The following is a 20850-nucleotide window of genomic DNA, read 5'->3' on the forward strand; positions in this document are numbered from 1 at the left end:
TACGTCGACGGGGGCGCCCCGGGCCGGTGACGGCTCGGGGCGCCCCCGTCTCAGTTCTTGATCTCCCAGACGGTGATGGTGCCCGTGAGGTTGGGGAGGTAGTCGGTGTCGCTGGGGCGGTCGACCTCGGTGATCGTCCACATGGCGAGGTCACCTTCGCCGGTGACCGTGCAGAGATGGTCGCCCTTGACGATCGTCTGGTCCTTGTTGATGGACTCGCCGCTCAGCGTCTCGGTGAAGGGGTTCTGCTCGGCCCCCGCGCGGCACTCCTGCGGCGTGGTGCCCGCCGCCTTGCCCATGGGCCGGGTGAACGTCAGTTGGGTGTTGTCGGCGGAGAACTCCTGGATGTCCGAGTCCATGTAGTTGGTGGGATCGACCTTGGGCCCGTCGAGATCGACGTAGGTCGAGTCGAGCCCGCCACTGGGACGGCGCAGGGTGAGCGGCTTGTTCTCGAAGAGGACGTCGTACGTGGCGTTCGCGGTCTCCTGGGCCGAACCGGACGAGTCGGTGGGATCCGGCGCCGCTGAACTCCCGCTGTCCTGCTGCTCCTTGGACGGGCTGGGGCTCGCTGGCGTACTCGACCGGCTCCCCTTGCCGCCCTTGGCCTCGCTGCCTCCGTCGTCCTTGTTCTTCCCCAGCACCCACACCGCCGTGCCCGCGCCCGCCGCGACGGCGAGGACGAGCACGGTGGCGATGACCGCCATACGTCCGCGACGGCGGCGCGGGGGAGCGGGGACCGCCGGGGCAGGGGCGAGGTGGTAGGTCCGGGAATCGTAGGCGGGGGCCGGGCCGAAGCCGGTGACCTGCGGTGGAGGCGCGGTCGGCGGTGCCGTCGGGGGTGCCGCCGGAGGCGCGGCGGGCATCTGGGGAGCCGTCGGCTGGGGCGGGCTCTGGGCCGCCTGCTCGCGGCGGACGATCTCCGCGGCGAGCGGGTCGGGCAGCCAGCCCTGGAAGTCGCTCAGCCCGCGGCCGGCCAACTCCTGGCACAGGGCGGCCAGTTCCTCGGTGCCGATGCGCTCGGCGGGATCGGCGGTGAGGCAGCGTTCGAGAAGAGAGCGCAACGACGGGTCGTACGCGGCCAGTTGGGGCGGCCGGTGGGCGGTGTTGGCGATCTGCGCGGCGATGGTGATGGCGCCGCCGTCGCCGTAGGGGTGACGTCCGGTGGCCGCGACGGCGGCGATCAGCCCGAGCGAGAACACGTCCGTGGCCGGGCCGACCCGCTCGCCCAGCGCGTGCTCGGGCGACATGTACTGCGGGGTGCCGATCAGGCCGCCGGACTGGGTGAGTTGGGTGGCGTCGGCGGCGCGCGCGATGCCGAAGTCGATGACGTACGGGCCGCCCGCGCCGAGCAGGATGTTGCTGGGCTTGAGGTCGCGGTGGACGACACCGGCCGCGTGGATCGCGGAGAGCGCGCGGGCCGTGGTGCCGATCAGCTGGAAGACGGCGGCGGGCGGCAGCGGACCGAACTGCGTCAGCGCGTCGTGCAGCGGGATGCCGGGGATGAACGCCGAGGCCAGCCACGGCAGTTCGCCACTGGTGTCATGGTCGACGACGGGCACGATGTGGTAGCCCTGCACACGGCGGGCCGCCTGTACCTCCTGCTCGAAGCGACGCCGGAAGTCGGGATCCTGGCCGTACTCGCGGCGGATCACCTTCAGGGCGACGGGCTGGCCGCCGCGTGTGTGCGAGAGGTAGACGGTGCCCATGCCGCCCTCGCCGATCTTCGCCAGCAGGTGGTAGCCGGCGGTCTCTCTCGGGTCCTGCGGTCCCAGAGGACTGAGGATGTCACCTGTGCTGGTTGTGATGGGAGCCCTCCCCCGTACGCGCTTCCTAACTCCTGTGCCGCTCCTGACACTTGAGCGCTCAGAGCTTATACGGCGCATACGGTGGCCCGGGGGGCTGTTCCGCTCTCTACGGTTCTCGGCGTACCCGGCGCCGCCACTCCTCGTCCCGCACCGTCAGCGGGGCCGTCGGCGGCAGGGCCCGCACGGTCGGGGCCTCGGCGAGGAACAGGGTGCGCAGCGAGGCCTCGATGGCGTTCACGTCGGCGGCGACCGGGCCCGGCAGCCAGCCCGTGAAGTCCCGTACGTCCCGGCGGGCCGCGCCCGCGCAGTGCTCGGCGAGCTCGGCGGCGGAGGGCCGGGCGGCCGGGTCGGCGGCGAGACAGCGGCGTACGACGTCGAGGAGCGGGCGCTGCATGCCGTCGAGGGCGGGCGGCTGCTGGTCGGTGCCCGCGATGCGCGCGGCGATCGCGAGGCCGTTGCCGCGGCCGTAGGGGTGCTGTCCGGTGGCGGCCTCGGCGGCGAGCAGGCCGAGCGCGAAGATGTCGGCCGCGGTGGTGACCGGGCGCCCGAGGGCGTGCTCGGGCGACATGTAGCGCGGGGTGCCGACGAGGCGGCCCGCGGTGGTGAGCGTCGCGGCGCCCGCGGCCCGGGCGATGCCGAAGTCGAGCAGCCAGGGGCCGTCCGCGGCCAGCAGCAGGTTGCCCGGCTTCACGTCGCGGTGGATCACTCCGGCCGTGTGGACGGAGCCGAGCGCGTACGCGGTGCAGGCGAGCAGTTGCAGCACGGCGGGGACCGGGAGCGGGCCGTGCGCCTCCAGGGTCTCGTCGAGGGGCACGCCCGGGATGTGCCGGGTGGCCAGCCACGGCCGTTCGCCGGTGGCGTCGTGGTCGACGACGGGGACCAGGTGGTAGCCGGAGACCCGGCGGGCGGCGGCCACCTCGCGGGCGAAGCGCTCCCGGAACGCCGGGCTGTCCGCGTACTCGCGGCGCACCAGTTTCAGGGCGACCGGCTGGCCGCCGCGGGTCTGCGAGAGATAGACGGTGCCCATGCCGCCCTCGCCGATCCGGGCGCGCAGTGGGTACCCGGCGATCTCCCGTGGATCCTCCGCTCGCAGCGGTTTCGGTACCGCGCTCCGCATGGCTCAGCCCCCCGTGTCCTCGGCAGCTCTTCAGCTTGCTTGATTTTCTTGTTCGGCCCTGGGGGAATTCAAGCTCGGAATTTACCTTTTCCTGCTAAACGGGACATATGGGCTATGGTGTGGCCTGCCTGATTGTCGGACAGGAGGACTCGGACCCGTGACTGTGAACCTCTCCGAGGGGCGGGCCCGCGTCGGCCGCCGTATCCCCGAGAGCGCCCCGCCTCCCGAGAGCGCCCCGCTCCCCGGGAGTGCCCCGCCCGCGGACCCGCCCGTCGCCCCGCGCCCCGGAGGCCTGGCGCGGGCGCGTCGACTCGTCCTCGAAGTGGCGAAGTTCGGCGTCGTCGGGGGCAGCGGGGTCGCGGTCAACTTCCTTGTCTTCAACCTTCTGCTGCACGGCCTGAAGTGGTGGCCGACGCCCGCCACGGTGCTCGCCAGCTGCGTCGCCATGGCCACCAACTACGTCGGCTTCCGCTTCTTCGCCTACCGCGACCGCGCCTCGCGCACCCGCCGTCAGATCGTGCTGTTCTTCGTCTTCAGCGGACTCGGCGTCGCCATGGAGACCGTGCTCTTCTACGCCGGCTACCACGGCCTCGGCATGGACGGCCCGTACGGCTCGAACATCGCCAAGGCCGCCTCCATCGTCCTCGCCTCGGCGTTCCGCTTCCTGGTCTACCGGACGTGGGTGTTCCAGCACGACGGCCGCCGCGGCTAGGGCCCGGCCGCGGGGCGGGCCCTAGACCTTCGCGGCCTCGGGCGTCTTCTGCGCCTGCTTCGGGGGCTTGGCCGCCTTGTCGCTGCCGCCGGTGAACGCCTCGTACTCCTCCAGGACTTCCTCCGTCGGGCCGTCCATGCGCAGTTCGCCGCGCTCCAGCCACAGGACACGGTCGCAGGTGTCGCGGATCGACTTGTTGTTGTGGCTGACGAGGAAGACCGTGCCCGCGCTCTTGCGCAGCTCGCGGATGCGGGCCTCGGAGCGCTTCTGGAAGGAGCGGTCGCCGGTGGCGAGGGCCTCGTCGATCATCAGGACGTCGTGGTCCTTGGCCGCCGCGATGGAGAAGCGGAGGCGAGCCGCCATGCCGGAGGAGTACGTCCGCATCGGCAGCGTGATGAAGTCGCCCTTCTCGTTGATGCCGGAGAAGTCGACGATCTCCTCGTAGCGCTCCTTGATCTGCTCGCGGGACATGCCCATGGCGAGGCCGCCGAGGTAGACGTTGCGCTCGCCCGTCAGGTCGTTCATCAGGGCCGCGTTGACGCCCAGCAGGGAGGGCTGGCCGTCGGTGTAGATCTTGCCGTTCTCGACGGGGAGCAGTCCGGCGACCGCCTTGAGCAGCGTCGACTTGCCGGAGCCGTTGGTGCCGATCAGGCCGATGGCCTCGCCGCGGTACGCCGTGAAGGACACGTTCCTGACCGCGTGCACCTTCCGTACGCCCGAGGCCTGTTCGGCCTGCTTGCGGCGAACGATCCGGTTGAGCGCGGCGGTGGCGCTGCCGCGGCCCGCGCCCGTGCCGTTGACGCGGTAGACGATGTCGACGCCGGTGGCGATGACGGTGGGGATGCGTTCTGCGTTCGGGTTCTCAGCCACGGCCGTACGTCTCCTCAGCCTTCCAGAAGTAGATGAAACCGCCGACGCCGGCGAGCAGCGCCCAGCCCGTCCCCAGTGCCCACACGTGCGGCGGCAGCGACTTCGCGTGGAAGCTGTCGATCAGGGCGTACCGCATCAGGTCGATGTAGACGGCGGCCGGGTTGCACTGCAGCGCGAGCTTCAGCAGCGGGGAGCGGCCGCTCATCATCTTGTCGAGGCTCCACATGACGCCCGACACGTACATCCAGGTGCGCAGCACGAACGGCATCAGCTGCGCGATGTCCGGCGTCTTGGCGCCGAGCCGGGCCACCACCATCGCGACGCCCGCGTTGAACATGAACTGCAGCACCAGCACGGGCACCGCGAGCAGCCAGGAGGCGCTGACCGGAACGCCGAAGCAGAGCAGGATCACGACCAGGGCGGCCATCGAGAACAGCAGCTGCTGGAGCTGCTGGAGGGCGAAGGAGACGGGCAGCGCGGCGCGCGGGAAGTGCAGCGCGCGCACCAGGCCGAGGTTGCCGGCGATCGCCCGGGTGCCCGTCATGATCGAGCTCTGCGTGAACGTCCAGATGAAGACGCCGGTGACCAGGAACGGCACGAAGTCCGGCACATGGCGCTTGGTGTTCATCAGCACGCCGAAGATGAAGTAGTAGACCGCCGCGTTCAGCAGCGGGGTCATCACCTGCCAGACCTGGCCCAGCTTCGCCTGGCTGTACTGGGCGGTGAGCTTGGCGGTGGCGAAGGCGGTGATGAAGTGGCGCCGCGCCCACAGCTGGCGGACGTACTCGGGCAGGGTCGGGCGGGCGCCGCTGACGGCCAGGCCGTAACGGGCGGCGAGTGCCTCGGCGGTCTCGGCCGTCGAAGGTGTCGCGGTCGCGGGGGGCGGTGTGTCGAGGACCTGGCTCACATCCGCTGCTTTCGCTCGGGGGGTGTGGGGTGCGCGGTCCGCCCGGGGACGTTTCTTACGTCGTCCTTGCCGTCTTCTTACGTCGGGACGGGACCGTATCGTCGCAACGCGAGCGTAGGGCGTGTTGACGTCGGAACGCAACCGTTTCGTCGTAACGGCCTATGCTGGACCGCATGACGACGAACGCCGACGCAGCCCGGACGCAGCCGCCGAAGCCGCGCCGCAGGGCGCCCGCCGGGGCCGCCGTACTGCGTGAGGATGTGACCGAGGCCATCCAGGCCGCCGTCTTCGAGGAACTCGCGGCCGTCGGCTACGCGCGCATGTCCATCGAGGGCATCGCGCGCCGCGCGGGCGTCGGCAAGACGGCGGTCTACCGCCGCTGGCGGTCCAAGCTGCACCTGGTCCTCGACCTGGTGTCGGCGGTGGCCGTGCAGGGTCTGCCCGCGCCGGACACGGGATCCCTCGAAGGGGACCTGCGGCTGCTCTACGAGGTCACTTCACGTGCCCTGCGCCACCCGGTGGCCGGCCAGATCATCCCGGACCTGCAGGCCGAGGCGGCCCGCAACCCGGAGATCGCCGAGGCCATGCAGAAGGCGCTGCGCGAGGGGCAGCAGGGGGTCGCGAGCGGGATCGTGGCGGCCGCGGCCGCGCGCGGCGAGGTCCGCGAGGGCATCGACGCCGACCTCGCGCTCGACATCATCTCCGGACCGCTCTACTGGCGCTCGGTGGTCGTACGCGCCCCGAAGCCGCCGAAGGGTTACCTGCCGAGCCTGGCCAGGGCCACGGCGGCGGCACTCAAGGCGCTGTAGGTCCCTGCAGCGAAGACGGCCCGCAGTCGCGTACGCACGCAAGGGGCCGTGCCGGTACGTTCCTGCCCGTCGCGTAGCAGACCGCCCGCCAAGTCCCGCCGTGTATCAACCCCGGGCAGTATGCCCACGCGGCGACGGGCAGAACGTACCGGCACGGCCCCGACCCACAACGCACCCGCACGCGACCCCGTGACGGGCGCCCCCGCCAGTGAACGGCGCCCCGCCGGCGTCACCCCCTCAACCGCGCCCATCCGGAGCGCAGCCGCGCAGCACATACGCGATGACGTCGTCCAGGCCGGATTCGACCGAGCCGTAGGGAAGGACGCCGCTGACGGCCAGGCCGGCGAAGCCGTGGAGGGTGCTGAAGATGGGGATGCCGATCTGCTCCACCGGGCCCTCGCGGACTTCGCCGGCGCTCTGGCCCTCGGTGATCACGCCGAGGGTCACGGCGGCCAGCTTGTGAGAGGCCTTGACGAGGGCCTCGGACGCCGACGGGTCGTGCTTGGTCGAGTACATGAGGTCGAGTAGCTCGGCGTTGGCGGTGGCGAAGCCGACGTATGCACGGGCGAGCGCGCCGAACCGTTCGGTGAACGCGTCGCCCGCGGCCTCCTGGGAGGCGTCCAGCGCCGCTCCGAGGCGGTCGAAGCCGAGCAGGGCCATGCCGTCCAGCAGGGCCTGCTTGTCCTTGAAGTGGCGGCTCGGCGCGGCATGGCTGACACCGAGGTCGCGGGCCAGCTCGCGCAGGGACAGCGCGGCCGGCCCCTTCTCGCGGAGGGTCTCCACGGCGCGGGTCAGGAGCGCGGCGCGCAGGTCTCCGTGGTGGTAGCGACGAGTCTGCATGGCCGTCAGTGTATCGGTCATGTAATCACCGTCTACATTGTTGTCGCTGTCATCATTGTTGTCATTGACAGCATTGTTGGCGGCGTCTACATTGACGGACATGGCTGACACCCCGAAGTGGAACGCAAGCGACATCCCCGACCAGAGCGGCCGCACCGCCGTCGTCACGGGCGCCAACAGCGGACTCGGCATCGCCACCGTGGAGGCGCTGGCCGGCGCCGGCGCCCATGTCGTGCTCGCCGTACGGGACGAGCGGCGCGGCGAGGCGGCCGCGGCCACCGTCAAAGGCAGCGTGGAGGTGCGCCGCCTGGACCTCGCCGACCTCGCCTCTGTGCGGGAGTTCGCCGCCGGCTGGCAGGGCCGCCTGGACCTGCTGATCAACAACGCCGGCGTCATGAACATCCCGGAGTCGACCACCAAGGACGGCTTCGAGACACAGTTCGGCACGAACCACCTCGGGCACTTCGCCCTGACGAACCTGCTGCTCCCGCACATCAACGACCGCGTGGTGACCGTGTCGTCCGGCGCGCACAAGATGCCGGGCACCCCGCGCATCCACTTCGAGAACCTGAACCTCACCGGCGAGTACGCGCCGATCACGGCGTACAGCCAGTCCAAGCTGGCCAACCTGCTGTTCACCCTGGAACTCCAGAGCCGCCTGGCCGAAGCGGGTTCGTCCGTACGCGCCCTCGCCGCGCACCCCGGCTGGGCCTCCACCGGCCTCCAGGGCCACGACGCCAGCGCCCTGCGCCGCGTCCTCATGAAGGTGGGCAACCGGTTCATCGCCCAGGACAACAAGGCGGGCGCCCTGCCCACCCTGTACGCCGCCGTCCAGGACCTCCCCGGCGCGAGCTACGTCGGCCCCGACGGCTTCGGCGAGATGCGCGGCGCCCCGGCCCTGGTCGGCCGCTCGGCCGCGGCCAGCGACCCGGTGGCGGCCCTGCGCCTGTGGACGGCCTCCGCGGAACTGACGGGCGTTTCCTTCCCCGCGCTTGCGGGAGCAGGCGTCTAGCGGGCCGCCTCCGGGTGCAGCCGCACCCAGCCCGCCCAGGCCGACGTGATCATGTCCTCGACGTCGTGCTTCGCCTTCCAGCCCAGCTCGGCCGCGATGCGGTCCGCCGAGGCGACGACCCGGGCCGGGTCGCCCGGGCGGCGGGCGGTGACCGTCGGCGGCAGGTCGTAGCCGGTGATCGCGTTGATCCGGTCGATCATCTCGCGGACCGAAACGCCTTCCCCGCGGCCGATGTTGAGCGTCAGATCCGTACCGGGGGCGGCGGAAAGGCGCCGGGCGGCGGCGACATGGGCCTCCGCCAGGTCCACCACGTGGATGTAGTCGCGGACGCAGGTGCCGTCGGGGGTCGCGTAGTCGTCGCCGAAGACGCGCGGCGACGCCCCCTCGGTGAGCTTCTCGAAGACCATCGGGACGAGGTTGAAGACGCCGGTGTCCGCGAGTTCGGGCGTGGCCGCCCCCGCCACGTTGAAGTAGCGCAGTGATGCCGTGGACAGCCCCGTCGCCCGGCCCGTGGCGCGCACCAGCCACTCGCCCACGAGCTTCGTCTCGCCGTACGGGCTCATCGGGACGCACGGAGTCTCCTCCGTCACGAGATTCACATCCGGCATGCCGTACACCGCGGCCGAGGAGGAGAACACGAACGAGGGCACGGCGGCGCCCACCGCCGCCTCCAGGAGCACGCGCAGGCCCTCCACGTTCTCCCGGTAGTAGTGCAGGGGCAGGTCCACGGACTCGCCGACCTGCTTCTTCGCCGCGAGGTGCACGACACCGGTGACCGCGTGCTCCTTCAGCGTCCGGGTCAGCAGTTCGGCGTCGAGGGTGGAGCCGACGACCAGCGGGACGCCGTCGGGGACCCGTTCGGCGACTCCCGTGGACAAGTCGTCGTAGACCACGGCCTGTTCGCCCGCGTCCCGCATCGCCCGGACGACATGGGCGCCGATGTAGCCGGCGCCCCCCGTGATCAGCCAGGTGGTCATGTCGGGCGATCCCCAATCTCGCTACGTCCGCCGATGTGAGTGCGGCGGTCGCGTATCAGTGAATCAGGCGGCGGGAGTCGCGGCGTACGGTATCGGTCATTCCTCACCATCCGGGCGCTCGGGGGTTCGCGCGCGGCCGGACCGCCACAGACGGGCGAAGGCCAGCACCGCCGCCGTCGCCAGCAGCCCGTTGCGGAGGAGCATCAGCAGGCAGCCCGTCCAGGTGCAGCCCATGACCTCCCCGTACAGCACGGGATACGCGACGGAGCTGACCGCGGTCGCCGTCACGACGAGCGCCGCCACCGGGCGCAGCGTGGTGTGCCGCGAGGTCAGGCACACGGCGGACAGGCCGAGCAGCCACACCATGTACTGGGGACTGATCACCCGGCTGGTCACCGTGAACAGGAGTACGGCGGCGAGCGCGGCGTCGTACGGCGTCGCGGGAGTCCAGCGCCGGGCGCGCACCCGCCACAGCAGCAGGAGCCCGAACGCGGCGACGGTGAGGGCGAGGCAGAGCGCCGCGACCGTGGAGACGTACGGGCCGACGAACTCCATGGCGCCGTACTGGTAGCGCACGGCGCCCTGCCAGCCGGCGTGCCGGGCGAGGGCGAGCGCCGTGCCGCCGAGCGACTCGATCTGCACGCCCCGGCCGCCCTGTTGGCGCAGGAAGTCGAACGGGTTGTTGAAGAGGGTGGCGAGCGTGACGAGCAGTGCGGCCGCCGTGACCGCCGCCGACGTCCATGCCTCCCGTGTCGTACGCCCCCTCGGTGTGCCCAGCAGTGCGAGCGCCGGCCAGACCTTCACCAGGGCGCCCAGCGCGGCGAACGCGCCGCACGCGCGCGTGGAGCGCGACAACGTCAACAGGGAGATGACGGCGAAGGCGGTGACCTGGACGTCGTAGCGGGCGAGCGGGATGTGGAGGAGCAGGGGGAGCGCGGCGGTCCACAGGAGCGCGCCGTGGAGCGTGCGCGCCGGGCGTGTGCCGACACGCGCCAGCGCGAAGGTGATCGCGCCGTCGGCGACCAGCGTGAGCGCCACGAACGCCTGGAAGTACGTCAGTCCCGGCAGCAGCGCGGGCGAGAGCAGCACCGGACCGGCGCCCGGCGGGTACTGCCACATCCGGTCGTCCACCGGATAGGAGCCGTGCGACAGCACGCCGTACCAACGGAAGTACAGCCGGCTCACCTCGTGCGACACCCCGCCCCCGCCGAGCCGCGCGAGACCGTCGTGGACGAGCAGCCACAGCATCAGGCCGCGGGTGGCGAGCCAGCCGACGGCGAGGGAGGCGAGGGGGAGCCAGGAGGGGCGGCGTTCCTCGACGGCGGGGGACGCGGCCGGGAGTGCGGGCGGGGCGGAGGTGATCGTCGAAGCTTTCATCAACGCCGGATCGTAAGCCGCACGGATGGGGAATAAGGGACGATACGCTGTCAATACGCTTCAAAGGTTTGCTAATCGCACAAAATCGGCCCCGTGATGAGTCTCATGGGGAGCACGCGGGCCGGGCGGCCGGGGGCTGCAAACCCGGAGGTCGCGCCCGAAGCGGCACAGGTGCCCGCAGCCGCGCACGGGCCCGCAATCGCACGCCTCCCTTCGCTCGTCGCTGTGTCCGTCCCCGTGCTGGTCATGCTCGGCCTCGGTCTCTGGGGGCTCGACCGGGGCGGGATGTGGCGCGACGAGGCGGTCACCTTCCAGGTCGCGCGGCGCTCGGTGCCACAGATCTGGCACCTGCTGCACAGCGTGGACGCCGTGCACGGCCTCTACTACCTGCTGATGCACGCCGTCCTCACCCTCCACCCGAGCGAGGCCGCCCTCCGCCTCCCCTCCGTCTGCGGTGCTGCCGCGACCGCGGGATTCGTCGCCGCCCTGGGCGTACGCCTGGGCCGCCCGCGGGTCGGCCTGTGGGCGGGCCTGCTGTACGCCGTGACACCGCTCGGCGGGTACTACGCGCAGGAAGGCCGGTCGTACGCGCTGGTCGCGGCCGGCGCGGCAGGGGCGACGCTGCTCCTGGTGGGGGCCCTGCGGTCCCCACGCCCCGCGCGCTGGGGGGCGTACGCCGGGGCCGTCGCCGTCACCTGCCTGCTGCACGAACTCGCGGTGGTGCTGCTCCTCGCGCACGCGGCGACCCTGGCGGCGGCGCGGGTGCCCTGGCGGGTGTGGCGCGGCTGGGCCTGCGCCGCCGGGGCCGCGTTCCTGGTCCTGCTGCCGCTGGCCCTGGTCTCGCACGCGCAGTCGGCGCAGGTCGCGTGGCTGGCGGTGCCGGGGGCCGGCAGCGCGGAGCATCTGCTGCGGGAGTTCACGGGGCCCGCCGAGCTGGTCGTCGCGCCGTACCTGGTGCTCATCGCCGTAGCGCTGCGCCCGTCCCCCAGGCTGCGGCGCGTGGAGCCGTCCCTCCCCGCGGTCGCCCTGCCGCTGATGGTGCTCCCGCCCGCGGCGCTGTTCGCCGTGTCCCGCGTCGTGCCGCTGTACGACGAGCGGTACGTGCTCTACGCCCTGGCGGGCGCGCCGCTGCTCGCCGCCGCGGGGGCCGACCGGCTGGCGGGCGCCGTCGCCGGGCTGTGGCGGGCGCGCTCGCGCCGGTCCGGGGCAGCCATCGGCGACCACCCGCTCGGGCAGCTCTTCGCGCCGCTCGTGGGCGTTCTCGCCATCGCCCTCGTCCTCACCTGGCAGCTCCCCCTCCTGCGCCAGGACCGCGTCCCCGCGGGCCGTCCCGACAACCTCGCGACCGTCGCGACCGCCGCCGTGCGCGTCCTGCGGCCCGGCGAGCCCGTGCTGTTCCTGCCCTCGATCGGACGGCGGTCGGCGCTGGCGTATCCGGAGGCGTTCCGCGGTGTGCGGGACGTGGCGCTCGCGCTGCCGGGGCCGGCGTCCGGAACGCTGTACGGCGTGGAGACGGGGCCGCAGGAGCTGCGGCGGCGGCTCGCGCGGCTGGACCATGTGTGGGTGGTCACCGAGCGGTTCGCGCTGCGGCCGGGCTGGTATCCCCGGGACCCGACCGAGCGGGTCAAACTCGCCGTCGTGGACGAGGAGTTCGTGCCCCGCGAGGAGATCATCCGCAGGGGCGCGACCGTGCGCCTGTTCGTACGCCGCCCGCCCGCCGACTCCTTCGGCCGACCGGAGCTGCCCTAACCGCAGCCCGGCGCTTCCCCGAGCTCCGCCGGGTCGAGCGCCGCCGCATCGAGCTCCGCCGAGTCCAGCGCCGAGGTCAGCCGGTCCAGGCGGGCCCGCAGCGCCTCGATCTCGCCGAGCTCCAGGCTCGTCGCGGCGGCGATCCGGCGCGGTACGAGCAGCGCGCGCTCACGCAGGGCGGTGCCCTCGTCGGTGAGCTCGACCTGCACGGAGCGCTCGTCGCGGACGCTGCGCTCACGGCGCACGAGACCGGCCGACTCCAGCCGCTTGAGCAGCGGTGACAGCGTCCCGGAGTCGAGCCGCAGGTGCTCGCCCAGCTTCTTGACGGGCAGCTCGCCGTGCTCCCACAGCACCAGCATCACCAGGTACTGGGGATAGGTGAGCCCGAGGTCCTTGAGGACGACGCGGTAGACACCGTTGAAGGCGCGCGACGCGGCGTTCAGGGAGAAGCAGATCTGCCGGTCGAGGCGCAGGTAGTCCTCGGCGGTCGGTGCCTCCGTGTGCGGGAGTGGTGTGGCGGTCATGTCTCCAGGATAGCCCTGGCACGCCATTTAGTTGTGCACAACTAAATAGTGTGCTCTACTTATCTCCGTGAGGCGGTCCGGACAGGCCGCCCCGGCAGACTTTTGACTTGAGAGGGATGGTTTCCATGAGCGCGCTCTACACCGCCGTCGCCACCGCCACCCACGGCCGTGACGGCCGTGCGTACAGCTCCGACAGCAAGCTCGACGTCGAGCTTGCGCCGCCGGCGGAGCTGGGCGGCAGCGGGCAGGGCACCAACCCGGAGCAGCTGTTCGCCGCCGGTTACGCCGCCTGTTTCGCCAGCGCCCTCGGCGTTGTCGGCCGCTACGCGAAGGTCGACGTCAGCGACGCCGCGGTCACCGGCGAGGTCAGCCTCCACAAGGAGGGCGAGGGCTTCTCGCTCGCCGTCACGCTGCGCGTGGAGCTGCCCGAGTCCGTGGACGCCGAGACGGGCCGCAAGCTTGTCGACCAGGCCCACCAGGTCTGCCCGTACTCCAACGCGACCCGCGGCAACATCCCCGTCGAGATCGTCGTCGAGTAACCGTCGGCACCGGCCGACACCGCGTCAGGAGCCGCCGACCCGCGCCAGCACCTCGCCGGTCTCCCGGCTCCACGCCACCACCGTCGCCTCCTCGGGCACCCACCGCCGGCGCGTCAGCAACAGCCAGCGGACGTGGTACCGACGGGCGACGGCGGTGCGTTCGGCGCGGGTCGAGGCCGGATCGAGGTACGCGCGCACCGCCGCGAGCCGTCGCAGCCGCGCACCCTCGTCGAGGGCGGGGTCGGGCAGGGCGGGCGCGGCGAGGTCCGCGCCGTAGCCCGGGATCAGCCGCACGGCGTAGTACCCGTCGGCGACGACCGCCTCGCCGGGCCCGATGTACCGCGCCGCCCAGTCGTACGTCGGCCAGCTCGGCGGCTGCTCGAAGCCGACCGGATCGAGCGCCCGCGGCACGACCGCCCCGCCCTGCACCGTGAGGAACCCGGTGCAGGCCCCGGCCGCCGTCACCCACCCCAGCATCCGCCGCGCCGCACTCCACGGCCGCGGCGCCGCCAGCTCCACCGCGAGCGCGAACTGCGGCGGGACCAGCGTGAGCCCCAGGATCCCGCCGTACGCGTAACGCCCGCTGAACCAGCCGTACGCCACCGCCAGGCACTCCAGCGCGAACATCAGCACCAGCGGATCGCGCCGTGCACGGCGGGCCCGCGCCCACAGTGCGGGCACCCCGATGAGCGCCAGCCAGCAGTGGCCGGGCATCCCCTCGTAGAACCGTGCGTGCAGCGGGTCCACGCCGCCGTCGCCCGGGGCGAACGCGTCGAAGTACGGCCAGCAGACGGCGACCAGCAACGCCACGGCACCGGCCAGCACCCACCGGGCCGTCACGGCGGCCCGCCAGTCCCGCTGCCACCCCGCCACGAACGCGACCGCGCCGAGCTTCGCCGCGACGGACGTGATCGGGTCGACGAGCAGGATCAGCCCGTACAGCGCGCCGAGCCCCGCGTACCCGCCCACGCTGCGCAGCCCGCTCGGCCCGACGTACCGCACCAGCCCCTCCCCACGAGCCCGCGATCCCGTGAGCGCCCAGGCCCAGAAGGTCAGGCCGAGCGCGAACATCGACGGATCGGCGAGGTTGCCCGTCATCGGCAGCAGCCCCGGCGAGCCGCTCCACCAGGCCCGCTCGGTGCCCCACAGGAGCGTCATCGCGAGCAGCGCGAGGACCGGCGCCCAGGGCCGCGGCGTCAGCACCCGCACCAGACGGCCGACGCCGGTCAGCAGCACCAGCAGGTTCAGCGGCCCGGCGACCCGCACCACCTCCCATCCCGTCAGCCCCGTCAGCCGGGCGAAGGCCCCCTCCGCCACGGCGTACGGCGAATAGGCCGGGCTGCCGGCGCCCGGCAGGTCCGCCGTCGGATGGGCCGGATGGAGGAGGTCCGCCCTGAGCCGCTCGACGACCGCCGCGTGCTGCCCGGCGTCGCAGCACAGCGGGACGCGCCAGTACGCCAGCGTCATCACCAGGAAGAACAGGAAGCCGAAGGCCTGATACGGCGTCGGGCGCCAGGTCCGGCCGCCGCGCAGCGCGGACGCCCCGCGCACGGCCCGCCGGACGACGAGTTCGGCGCTCACCGGAGGGAGCGGGGGCTGCACGGAGCGGTTCGGGGCATTTGTCGTATGTACCCGCAGCGGGCCGTGGCGCGGTGGGTGTCACCTCATCGAGCGACCGCGGCGTCACTTCGCAGCGGGCCCGGCACCGTGCCCGACGTCCGGGCCTGCGGATGCACCGCATGCTCCAGCAGCAGCGGCAGCCCCACCACCGGCAGCAGCCACGCCAGCACGATCAGCCGGTCCCCGTAGATGTTGATGTCGGGGTGCCCGGCCTGGTTGAGGACGCCGGTGAACGCGGCCCCCAGCAGGAAGACACCGAACGCCGGGCGGCGGCGCAGCGCGCCCCAGGCCGACGCCGACACGGCGGCCAGGAACAGCGGGTCCCAGAGCTGGCGGCGCAGCCACTCCACCCAGAAGTCGAACTCCAGGTGGAGGAACTCCGGCCACAGGCGCGTGCGGTCGGGGCGGTTGAAGTGGTTCGTCAGCAGATCCTGGAGGCTCTCGGCCTCGGACGGGTAGTGCAGCACTCTCGCCACGAGCATCGTGCCCACGGCCGCGCAGGACGCCGCCACCGCGACCGACCGCAGCGGACGACCGAGCGCCCGCCAGCACTGCCCGGACGCCCGCAGCGGACGCTCATGCCGTACGGCTCCGGCGCGCATCCCACGCCGTACGCCGATGGCGGCACACGCCCCCGCCAGGCACACCCCGAGGAACAGCGCCTGGGAGTGCTTGACGGTGAAGAGCGCGAGCAGCGACCCGCCGACCAGTGCCGTCCCGGCCCGCGTCCGGCCGTCCAGGGCCAGCGCGCAGCCCCACAGCGCCGCAAGGGTCAGCGTCAGCAGCAGCCCCTCGGTCATCGGGCGCATGGCGGTGGTCCCGCACGGCAGGACGTAGAAGAGTGCCTGGCCGGTCAGGGCCAGGTGCAGAGGCGCACGCAGGGTGCGCAGGACCAGGAAGGCGAGGACGCCGCCCGCGACCGTGACGACCACGCCCGCGGTCCACAGCCCCCACGTCACCCCGAACACCGTGATGAACGGGACGAGGAACACCGGGTATCCGGGCCGCACCTCGAAGATGCGCATGAAACGGGGCGGCATGAACGGCACGGTGTGCCCGCCCGTCTGCCCGGCGCGCAGCCGCTTCGCCACCTGCCACTGCTCGTAGCCCCGGCACTCCTCGACGACCCGCCGGGTGGGGCTCGGCGCGTGGAAGCGCACCACGTCGACGCTCTGGTTGCGGCGCGCGATGGACGCCTTCCCGGCGCAGGCGTAGTCGATGGTGGCGGTGGCCGCGGCCTGCTTGCTGTCGCCGCGCAGACTCAGCGCGTAGGACAGGTAGTTCTTGGTGTCCGGGGTGTCCCGCCCGTTGACGTTGGCGAGTTGCAGGACGGCGAAGACGGCGGCGAGGGCGAGGACCCAGGTGCGCGGCTTCACGAGATGTGGTCTCACGAGCTGTGGTTTCACGACGAGGTGAGCTGGTCGTGGGTGGCGCGTACGGGCGCCGGGACGGAGACCGGCTCCGCGACCTGCTCGCCGAGCATCAGCCGCCGTACCACCCGTTCGGCTGCCTTTCCGTCGTCGAACTGGCAGAACCGCGCCCGGAATCCGGCCCGCTGCCGCGCCGACTCCGCGTCCTGCCAGGCTCCGGACGCGAACAGCCATGCCAACTCCCGGTAGGAGTGCGACACATGACCCGGCGCCTCGGCGGTGATGTCGAAGTACGCGCCGCGGCTCGCCGCGTACGCGCCCCAGTCGTCGGCGTGCACGATGATCGGCCGGTCCAGGTTGGCGTAGTCGAACATGAGGGCCGAGTAGTCCGTGACCAGGGCGTCGGCGGCGAGCATCAGATCCTCGACGCGCGGCTCGTCCGTCGCGTCCACCACGACCCCGCGCCGGTGCAGATCGGCCAGCCCGAGACCGCGCGCGGGCCCGTCCGCGAGCGACGGATGCAGCCGTACGACGAGGGTGGTGCCCTCGCCGAGGTCGTCGGCGAACCGGGCGAGGTCCACACGGTCGATGTGGCCGCCGCGGATGTAGTCGCGGCGCGTCGGCGCGTACAGCACCACCCGGTGGTCGGCCGGGATGGCCAGCCTCGCGCGGACCGCGGCGCCGTCCTCGGCGGTGGCGCGCACGAGCACGTCGTTGCGGGGGCTGCCGGTGCGCAGCGAGGTGAAGTGGCAGGGGTAGGCACGGTCCCAGACCAGCTCGGAGTGGCGGTTGGCGACCAGGCTGTAGTCCCAGCGGTCCGCGCGGCGCAGCATCTGCGGCACGTCGAAGCCGTGCCGCGCACCGGGCTTGTCCAGCAGATCGGTACCCATGTATTTGAGCGGGGTGCCCTGGTGGGTGTGGATGTGCACGCTGCCGGGGCGCTTGACCAGCGAGCCGGGCCAGTTGACGTTGTTGACGAAGTACGTGGCCCGGGCGGTGACCTGGCGGTAGCGCGCCGAGTCCGGGGTGACGTACTCGATGCCGGGCGGCAGCAGCGGCACCTGCTCCTCGCGCACCACCCACACTCCGCGGATGTGCGGGGCCAGTTCACGCGCCTTGGCATGGACGGCGGCGGGGTCGCCGAGCACCCCGCGGTGCGAGAACGCCGAGTACACCGCCAGGTTCGGGTCCAGCGCCCGGTGTTCGTGCAGGCTCGACCAGCTCCGTTTGATCCGCCCGGTGGCCGCCTTGCGCACCTGCTGCCGCCGCTGCCCGAGCCCCTTGGCGACGCGGGCCGCCTGCCGCAGGGAGCGGTATCCGGCGTAACCGCCCGTCAGGACGCGCAGTTCGCGGGGCACCGGTCCCTGCGGCCGGTGCTTGCGGAACAGCGCGGCGGTCAGGCGGAAGAACTCGGCCTTGTCACAGGCGGGCAGCCGGTCCGGCTTGGAGAGGATGTCGAGGCAGTGCTCGCCCATCTTGCGGTGCAGATACGGGCGCCAACTCGCCAGCTCAGGGCGGGAGTCGACGAAGGCGAAGACCCGCTCGTACTGCTCGTGGATGTCGAAGTGCTTGCGGCTGGTGGTGGACAGGATGTTTCCCTGACGGCGCTGCCGGTAGTTCAGACAGATCCGGTCGAGCGTGGCGATCCGCTCAGCGCTGAGCATTACGGGGAACGTCCAGGGCGTGTCCTCGTAGTAGCCCGGCGGGAACGCGAAGCCGTGCCGCTGGACGAAGTCGCGGCGGTACACCTTGTTCCACACGACCATCAACAGTTCGAGGATCTCGGGGTGTTCGGCCACGGTGAAGGTCCCGGCGGAGCCCTCCGCGAGCACCCGCGCGAGCACGTTCCTGCGGGTGCCGCCCCACCAGTAGGTGCGCGCGTAGTCGAATACGAGGACGTCGGGGTCGTCCGGGTCGGCACTCTCCGCGAGCCGGTCGGCCATCGCGCGCAGCGCGCCCGGCGTGAGCGTGTCGTCGCTGTCGAGGAAGAAGAGGAAGTCCCCGGTGGCGTACGGCATTCCGGCGTTGCGGGCCCGGCCGAGCCCCACGTTCTCCGGCAGGTGCAGCACCCGCACGCGCGGGTCGCGGGCCGCGTACTCGTCGAGGATCGCGCCGCAGCCGTCCGGCGAGCAGTCGTTCACGGCGATCACCTCGATGTCCGTGAACGACTGCGCAAGGACCGAGTCGAGGCACTCGCGCAGAAAGCCCTGCACCTTGAAGACGGGGACGATGACGCTGAAGCGGGGCACGGGACTCAGTTCCTTACGAGGGTCGTCGCGGCGGGGGCGGGGGTGCGCTCGGCGAGGGGGAGCACCGGTGGGATCGCCTCGGGCGGCTCGCCCAGCAGCACCCGCCGTACGACCCGTTCGGCGGCCCTTCCGTCGTCGAACTGGCAGAACCGCTCACGGAATCGGGCCCGCAGCGCGGTCGCCTCGGCGTCCGCGTAGGAGCCGTCGCGGAAGGCGCGCGCCAGTTCCTCGGGGGTACGGACCACCGGTCCCGGTGGCGCCTCCATCAGGTCGAAGTAGACGCCCCGCGTCTCCCGGTAGACCTCCCAGTCGTCGGCGTACACGACGATCGGCCGGTCGAGGTTGGCGTAGTCGAACATGATCGACGAGTAGTCGGTGACCAGTGCGTCGGCTGCCAGGCACACGTCCTCCGAGGAGCGGTGCCGCGTCACGTCGATGATCCGGCCGCTGCTCCTGCGGGCGCCCTGGTCGTAGAAGTAGTGGGCGCGCAGCAGGACCACGAAGTCCTCGCCGGCCGCCTCGCAGAACTCCTCCAGGTCGAGGCGGGCGTCGAAACCGGTGGTGTAGTCGCGGTGCGTGGGCGCGTAGAGGAGGGCCCGCTTGCCCTCGGGGACGCCGAGAGAGCGCCGCAGACGGGCCACGTCGTCGGCGGTCGCCGTGTAGTACACGTCGTTGCGCGGATAGCCGTACTCCAGGGCCTCGTACGAGCCCGGGAAGGCGCGCTCCCACATCTCCGTGGAGTGCCGGTTGGAGGAGAGGTTGTAGTCCCAGCGGTCCACACGGGTCAGCAGCTTGGTGAAGCTGCCGGTCGCGGCCGCCACCACCGGGTACGTCGACTGGTCCACGCCCATCTTCTTCAGGGGCGTGCCGTGCTGCGTCTGTACGTGCACGCTGCCGGGGCGTTTGACGACCGCGTCCGCGAAGTTGGCGTTGTTCACCAGGTACTTGGCGCGGGCCAGCGCCTCCCAGGCGCGGCGGCTGCCGATCACCGCGTGGTCGATGCCCTCGGGAAGCGACTCCACCGCCTCCGGCTCGACCAGGAACACCGAGCGGATGTGCGGGGCGAGTTCACGGGCCTTGGCGTGGATCGCGGCCGGGCTGCAGGCGTAACCGCGGCCCCAGTACGCGCAGTACACGGCGAGGTTCTCGTCGAGGGGGCGGCGCAGCTGCGCCGCGTACATACCGCGCGTGCGCAGCAGCCGGGGGCGCGGCAGCCCCGAAGCGGCCCTCGTCAGGGCCTTGTTGGTGCCGCGCAGCGCCCGGAACGCGCTGTACGCGCCGGTCGCCAGCAGCCGGTGCTGCACGCCGAGACTCCCTGCCGGGGGACGGAACCCGGCCGGGCGGTGGCGCCGGTGGAGCCGGCCCGCGCGCCGGAAGAAGGCCCGGCGACGGCCCGCGGGAAGGCGCTGCGGGGTGGCCGCCGTCTTGAGGGCGATCGTGAAGAGATGCTCGAACAGCGGCCTCAACCGCGCGGCGGGCAGGCACTGTTCGTGGGCCCGGGTGAGCACCAGGTCGATGTGGTCGAGGAGTTCGAGCTGGTGCTCACCGGGAGAGTTGAGCCGGCTGCCCTGCCGCCGCAGCAGATGCCGTACGACGACCTGCCGCAGCACCGCCATGCGGCCGGCCGCCAGCGTCACCAGACCGCCCCAGCCCAGGTCGGTGAAGTGGCCCTCGGGAAAGGCGAGTCGGTGATCGACGAGGAACGCGCGACGGTAGGCGGCACTCCACGCCGGCAGACGTACGCCCGTCAGCTGCGGGGCCTTGTCGGGGGTGAACGAACCGGTGGGCGCCTTCTCGAAGAGGACCGCGGTCGGCTCGCTCGGCTCGCCCTCCCACCAGTGCACCCGCTCGTGCCCGAAGTAGAGGACGTCCACGTCGTCTCGCGACTCGTCGCGCAGCCGGGCCTCCAGAGCCCCCAGCGCGCCCGGCGTCAGCACGTCGTCGCCGTCGAGGAAGAGCACGAACGTGCCGCTCGCCGCCCCCAGTCCCGTGTTGCGCGCCGCGCCCAGCCCCTCCGACGGTGGCGAGTGCACCGGGGCGACCCGGGTGTCCCGGGCCGCGTACTCGGCGGCGACGGACCACGCCGGGGCGTCCGGCGCGTCGCAGACCGGGATCAGCTCGAAGTCGGCGAAGGACTGCGCGAGCACCGAGTCCAGCGCCAGGGACAGCCGCCCCGCGACGCCGTGGGTGGGAACGATGATGCTGAAGCGGGGCATTCTGCTCTTTCTCTGGAGCGGGTCGGGAAGGGCCGGTGTCAGCCGCGAGGACGGCGGCCGGGGCGCCCGGCCGGTCGCCAGGTCGCGGGTCGCGTGGGGGTCGGCCGCGACGGGCTGGAGGGCATGCGTACTCCGGATCGGTAACTCAGGAACGGGG

Annotated in this window: 17 protein-coding genes; 5 read left to right on the plus strand and 12 right to left on the minus strand. The window is 72.3% G+C overall.

Annotation, left to right across the window (positions count from 1 at the left end):
* Positions 1-50 precede the first annotated feature (50 nt).
* Together AB5J56_RS27245 and AB5J56_RS27250 are read right to left on the minus strand one after the other, a co-directional pair.
* On the minus strand, positions 51-1883 hold the full coding sequence (locus tag AB5J56_RS27245; protein WP_369235937.1) for a serine/threonine-protein kinase: 1833 nt from the start codon (positions 1881-1883) through the stop codon (positions 51-53).
* 28 nt (positions 1884-1911) lie between these two features.
* Entirely contained in the window at positions 1912-2922 is a 1011-nt protein-coding gene (locus AB5J56_RS27250; RefSeq protein WP_369235939.1) for a serine/threonine-protein kinase, read from the minus strand.
* Between the two features lie 157 nt (positions 2923-3079).
* Here AB5J56_RS27250 and AB5J56_RS27255 point away from each other — a divergent pair, with 157 nt between their 5' ends.
* Positions 3080-3634: a GtrA family protein gene (locus AB5J56_RS27255; protein WP_369235941.1), complete on the plus strand. Its 555-nt coding sequence runs from the start codon at positions 3080-3082 to the stop codon at positions 3632-3634.
* Positions 3635-3655: 21 nt separating this feature from the next.
* Here AB5J56_RS27255 and AB5J56_RS27260 read toward each other — a convergent pair whose 3' ends face one another.
* Positions 3656-4504, minus strand: a complete 849-nt coding sequence (locus AB5J56_RS27260; RefSeq protein WP_369235943.1) for an ABC transporter ATP-binding protein — start codon at positions 4502-4504, stop codon at positions 3656-3658.
* On the minus strand, positions 4497-5411 hold the full coding sequence (locus AB5J56_RS27265) for an ABC transporter permease (RefSeq protein WP_369235945.1): 915 nt from the start codon (positions 5409-5411) through the stop codon (positions 4497-4499). The genes AB5J56_RS27260 and AB5J56_RS27265 overlap by 8 nt, the downstream gene beginning before the upstream one ends.
* A 173-nt stretch (positions 5412-5584) precedes the next feature.
* Between AB5J56_RS27265 and AB5J56_RS27270 the strand changes: the two genes are divergently transcribed.
* Positions 5585-6220: a TetR/AcrR family transcriptional regulator gene (locus AB5J56_RS27270; RefSeq protein ID WP_369235947.1), complete on the plus strand. Its 636-nt coding sequence runs from the start codon at positions 5585-5587 to the stop codon at positions 6218-6220.
* A 237-nt stretch (positions 6221-6457) separates the two neighbouring features.
* Here the strand turns inward: AB5J56_RS27270 and AB5J56_RS27275 are convergent, their stop codons facing one another.
* The gene (locus AB5J56_RS27275) at positions 6458-7081 is read right to left on the minus strand and encodes a TetR/AcrR family transcriptional regulator (protein WP_369235949.1); all 624 of its coding nucleotides are present in this window, start codon (positions 7079-7081) and stop codon (positions 6458-6460) included.
* Positions 7082-7160: 79 nt separating this feature from the next.
* Here AB5J56_RS27275 and AB5J56_RS27280 point away from each other — a divergent pair, with 79 nt between their 5' ends.
* Entirely contained in the window at positions 7161-8072 is a 912-nt protein-coding gene (locus tag AB5J56_RS27280; protein ID WP_369235951.1) for an oxidoreductase, read from the plus strand.
* On the opposite strand, the gene galE is transcribed toward AB5J56_RS27280, so the two are convergent.
* Together galE and AB5J56_RS27290 are read right to left on the minus strand one after the other, a co-directional pair.
* The gene (gene galE / locus AB5J56_RS27285) at positions 8069-9049 is read right to left on the minus strand and encodes a UDP-glucose 4-epimerase GalE (RefSeq protein WP_369235953.1); all 981 of its coding nucleotides are present in this window, start codon (positions 9047-9049) and stop codon (positions 8069-8071) included. The genes AB5J56_RS27280 and galE overlap by 4 nt on opposite strands.
* A gap of 96 nt (positions 9050-9145) precedes the next feature.
* Positions 9146-10297, minus strand: coding sequence for a glycosyltransferase 87 family protein (locus AB5J56_RS27290; protein WP_369242817.1), 1152 nt, complete (start codon positions 10295-10297; stop codon positions 9146-9148).
* Between the two features lie 354 nt (positions 10298-10651).
* On the opposite strand from AB5J56_RS27290, the gene AB5J56_RS27295 reads away from it, so the two are divergent.
* Entirely contained in the window at positions 10652-12175 is a 1524-nt protein-coding gene (locus tag AB5J56_RS27295) for a glycosyltransferase family 39 protein (RefSeq protein ID WP_369235955.1), read from the plus strand.
* On the opposite strand, the gene AB5J56_RS27300 is transcribed toward AB5J56_RS27295, so the two are convergent.
* On the minus strand, positions 12172-12699 hold the full coding sequence (locus tag AB5J56_RS27300) for a MarR family winged helix-turn-helix transcriptional regulator (RefSeq protein ID WP_369235957.1): 528 nt from the start codon (positions 12697-12699) through the stop codon (positions 12172-12174). The two genes, AB5J56_RS27295 and AB5J56_RS27300, sit on opposite strands and share 4 nt — an antisense overlap.
* Before the next feature lie 125 nt (positions 12700-12824).
* On the opposite strand from AB5J56_RS27300, the gene AB5J56_RS27305 reads away from it, so the two are divergent.
* Complete coding sequence (locus AB5J56_RS27305) at positions 12825-13238, plus strand: organic hydroperoxide resistance protein (RefSeq protein WP_369235959.1); 414 nt, start codon at positions 12825-12827, stop codon at positions 13236-13238.
* 24 nt (positions 13239-13262) lie between these two features.
* Here the strand turns inward: AB5J56_RS27305 and AB5J56_RS27310 are convergent, their stop codons facing one another.
* The 4 genes from AB5J56_RS27310 to AB5J56_RS27325 form a co-directional block, all read right to left on the minus strand.
* The gene (locus AB5J56_RS27310; RefSeq protein ID WP_369235961.1) at positions 13263-14819 is read right to left on the minus strand and encodes a hypothetical protein; all 1557 of its coding nucleotides are present in this window, start codon (positions 14817-14819) and stop codon (positions 13263-13265) included.
* Positions 14820-14902: 83 nt separating this feature from the next.
* Positions 14903-16234, minus strand: coding sequence for a hypothetical protein (locus AB5J56_RS27315; protein ID WP_369242819.1), 1332 nt, complete (start codon positions 16232-16234; stop codon positions 14903-14905).
* Positions 16235-16260: 26 nt separating this feature from the next.
* Positions 16261-18477, minus strand: coding sequence for a CDP-glycerol glycerophosphotransferase family protein (locus AB5J56_RS27320; protein ID WP_369235963.1), 2217 nt, complete (start codon positions 18475-18477; stop codon positions 16261-16263).
* A 5-nt stretch (positions 18478-18482) separates the two neighbouring features.
* Positions 18483-20693, minus strand: coding sequence for a CDP-glycerol glycerophosphotransferase family protein (locus AB5J56_RS27325; RefSeq protein ID WP_369235965.1), 2211 nt, complete (start codon positions 20691-20693; stop codon positions 18483-18485).
* Positions 20694-20850 lie beyond the last annotated feature (157 nt).

The organism is Streptomyces sp. R21 (genome assembly GCF_041051975.1).
GTDB lineage: Bacteria > Actinomycetota > Actinomycetes > Streptomycetales > Streptomycetaceae > Streptomyces.